General features: G+C 76.6%; 1 protein-coding gene and 1 pseudogene. One reads left to right on the top strand and one right to left on the bottom strand.

Going from position 1 to position 1,600, the window contains the following annotated elements; genetic code table 11:
• The first annotated feature begins 150 nt into the window (after positions 1-150).
• Complete coding sequence (locus HUW36_RS32420) at positions 151-948, top strand: 2-phosphosulfolactate phosphatase (protein WP_174531530.1); 798 nt, start codon at positions 151-153, stop codon at positions 946-948.
• 191 nt (positions 949-1,139) lie between these two features.
• Here HUW36_RS32420 and HUW36_RS32415 read toward each other — a convergent pair.
• Positions 1,140-1,600: pseudogene (locus HUW36_RS32415) on the bottom strand (carboxypeptidase regulatory-like domain-containing protein); the annotation flags it as partial.

Below are 1,600 nucleotides of genomic sequence, written 5' to 3'. Positions count from 1 at the left end.
CCGCGTCTCGGGCGGACGGCGGGTCGACGGTGGCCGCCGCGTCTCCGTCGGGCGACCGCACGTCGACGGTCGAGGGCGACCGCACGTCGGCGGACGGCCCGGGCGGCACCGCCGGGACGACCGCGCCGGACGGCACCGACACGGCTTCCGATGAGCCGGGCCAGCGATCCGCGCCGGATCAGCGCTGAGGCCCTGGCCTTGGCGGTCTTCGCCCAACCCGGCGCCGGTGCCCGGTTCGACTGGGGACTGACCGGGGCCGCGGAACTCGGCCGGGTCTGCGCCGCCCTGGTGGTGGTGGACGTGCTCTCGTTCACCACCACCGTGGAGGTGGCGGTCAGCCGCGGCATGCGGGTGCACCCGTTCCCCTGGGGCGAGCAGGCCGCCGAGTACGCCCGCCGGGTCGGTGCGGTCGCCGCCGTGGGCCGCCGGAAGACGACCCCGGAGCATCCGTGGTCGCTCTCCCCGGCGGCGCTGCGCACCGCGCCGGTCGTCGCCGACCTGGTGCTGCCGTCGCCCAACGGCTCGGCGATCAGCGCCGCGGCGAGCGCCACCGGCGTCCCGGTGGTCGCGGCGTGCCTGCGCAACGCACGCGCCGTCGGGCGATGGCTCCGCGATCAGGGGTACGGCACGAACGACGCCCCGATCGGCGTGGTGGCCGCCGGGGAACGCTGGCCCGACGGGTCACTGCGCCCGTGCGTGGAGGACCAACTCGGGGCGGCCTGCGTGCTGGACGCACTGGCCGGGGTGCCCGGCGGACTGTCGGTGGAGGCGGCGATGGCGCTGGCCGCGCTGGCCAGCACGCCGGACGTGCCGGCGGCGGTCCGGGGCTGCGTGTCCGGCCGGGAACTCGCCGAGGGCGGCTTCGCCGCGGACGTCGCGATCGCCACCGAGGTCGGCGTCTCCGACGTCGTGCCGATCCTCCGCCAGAACTCCTTCACCCCCGCCTGACCCCGCCCCGCCCCCGCAAGCCCGCCAGCCCGGTTCCGCCGATCTTGGAGTTGTGGCACCCAGGATGCCGGGTAAGCGCCGCTTTGGTAGGTGCCACAACTCCAAGATCGATGAAGTGGCGGACGCGGGGGACTGAGACGACAGTGGCCGCCCGCGGAGCAGGCGGCCACTTCGGTCGTGGGGGTGCGGGGTCAGTCGTCCAGCCAGTCGAGGCGTCGACCGCCGCGCTCCGACGCGCCGTCCGGGCGGGCGCGACCGGCCTGGGCCGGGTCGTTGTGGTAGCCGCCCTGGTTGTCGTAGCCGCCGCCGCGCTGCTGCGGCGGCTCCTGACCGTAGCCGCCCTGCTGGCCGTAGCCGTCGCCGTAGCCGCCGCGCTGGTCGTAGCCGCCCTGCTGGTGACCGCCGTCGTAGCCGGAGCCGTAACCGCCACCGGCCGGGCCGCTCTCGTAGCCGCCCTGCTGCCGGCCGTCGTAGCCGCCACCCGGGTTGTCGCCGTAGCCGCCGGTCGGGGCGTCCCCGTAGCCACCGGCCGGCGCGTCACCGTAACCGCCGGCGGCCCGGCCACCCTCGTATCCGCCGGCCGCCGCGTTGTCGTAACCGCCGGCCGGGGCGTCGTAGCCACCGGTCGGCGCGTCGCCGTAGCCGTAACCAC

Source organism: Micromonospora maritima (assembly GCF_902825405.1).
Classification (GTDB): domain Bacteria; phylum Actinomycetota; class Actinomycetes; order Mycobacteriales; family Micromonosporaceae; genus Micromonospora; species Micromonospora maritima.
The sequence above is the reverse complement of the archived record's forward strand: the minus strand, read 5'-3'. Positions and strand labels throughout refer to the sequence as shown.

Coding starts and splice junctions, on each gene's coding strand:
- HUW36_RS32420 (WP_174531530.1), top strand. CDS start 151: ATGAGCCGGGCCAGCGATCCGCGCCGGATCAGCGCTGAGGCCCTGGCC.